Consider the following 1,750-nt stretch of genomic DNA (forward strand, 5'->3'; position numbering starts at 1 on the left):
GCGCAATGCGCAGACCCCTTGGGGTTATATGGTCAAGCCTCACGGGCCATTAGTACCGGTTAGCTCAACGCCTTGCAGCGCTTCCACACCCGGCCTATCAACCAGCTGGTCTCGCTGGGCCCTTCAGGAGGCTCGAGGCCTCGGGGATGTCTCATCTTGAAGGGGGCTTCCCGCTTAGATGCTTTCAGCGGTTATCCCGTCCGCACGTAGCTACCCGGCAATGCCACTGGCGTGACAACCGGAACACCAGAGGTGCGTCCACTCCGGTCCTCTCGTACTAGGAGCAGCTCTTCTCAAACATCCAACGCCCACGGCAGATAGGGACCGAACTGTCTCACGACGTTCTAAACCCAGCTCGCGTACCACTTTAAATGGCGAACAGCCATACCCTTGGGACCGACTTCAGCCCCAGGATGTGATGAGCCGACATCGAGGTGCCAAACACCGCCGTCGATGTGAACTCTTGGGCGGTATCAGCCTGTTATCCCCGGAGTACCTTTTATCCGTTGAGCGATGGCCCTTCCATACAGAACCACCGGATCACTAGAACCTACTTTCGTACCTGCTCGACGTGTCTGTCTCGCAGTTAAGCACCCTTATGCTCTTGCACTCAATGCACGATTTCCGACCGTGCTGAGGGTACCTTCGTGCTCCTCCGTTACTCTTTGGGAGGAGACCGCCCCAGTCAAACTACCCACCACACACTGTCCTCGATCCGGATCACGGACCTGAGTTAGAACGCCAATGATGCCAGGCTGGTATTTCAAGGTTGGCTCCGCCCGAACTGGCGTCCGGGGTTCTTAGCCTCCCAGCTATCCTACACAAGCAACATCAGCGTCCAGTGTGAAGCTATAGTAAAGGTTCACGGGGTCTTTCCGTCTAGCCGCGGGTACACAGCATCTTCACTGCGATTTCAATTTCACTGAGTCTCGGGTGGAGACAGCGTGGCCATCATTACGCCATTCGTGCAGGTCGGAACTTACCCGACAAGGAATTTCGCTACCTTAGGACCGTTATAGTTACGGCCGCCGTTTACCGGGGCTTCGATCAAGAGCTTCGCCCGAGGGCTAACACCATCACTTAACCTTCCGGCACCGGGCAGGCGTCACACCCTATACGTCCGCTTGCGCGTTTGCAGAGTGCTGTGTTTTTAATAAACAGTTGCAGCCACCTGGTATCTTCGACCGGTTCGAGCTCCAGCAGCAAGTGCCTTCACCCTACGCCGGCGTGCCTTCTCCCGAAGTTACGGCACCATTTTGCCTAGTTCCTTCACCCGAGTTCTCTCAAGCGCCTTGGTATTCTCTACCTGACCACCTGTGTCGGTTTGGGGTACGGTCCCACTGTATCTGAAGCTTAGAGGCTTTTCCTGGAAGCGTGGCATCGATGACTTCGGCACCGTAGTGCCTTCGTCTCGCCTCTCGGCCTTGGGGATCCGGATTTGCCTAAATCCCCAGCCTACGGGCTTTCACCAGGACAACCAACGCCTGGCCCACCTAGCCTTCTTCGTCCCCCCATCGCAATACAGTGAGGTACGGGAATATTGACCCGTTTCCCATCGACTACGCCTTTCGGCCTCGCCTTAGGGGCCGACTCACTCTGCTCCGATTAGCGTCGAACAGAAACCCTTGGTCTTCCGGCGGGGGAGTTTTTCACTCCCCTTGTCGTTACTCATGTCAGCATTCGCACTCGTGATACCTCCAGCAGACTTCTCAATCCACCTTCATCGGCTTACACGACGCTCCTCTACCGC

Annotated in this window: 1 rRNA gene; it reads right to left on the reverse strand. The window is 56.4% G+C overall.

The features are described from left to right. Positions 1-28 precede the first annotated feature (28 nt). Positions 29-1,750, reverse strand: a 23S ribosomal RNA gene (locus HOP59_RS23400); the annotation flags it as partial.

This window comes from Billgrantia aerodenitrificans (assembly GCF_021404405.1).
GTDB classification, from domain to species: Bacteria; Pseudomonadota; Gammaproteobacteria; order Pseudomonadales; family Halomonadaceae; genus Halomonas; species Halomonas aerodenitrificans.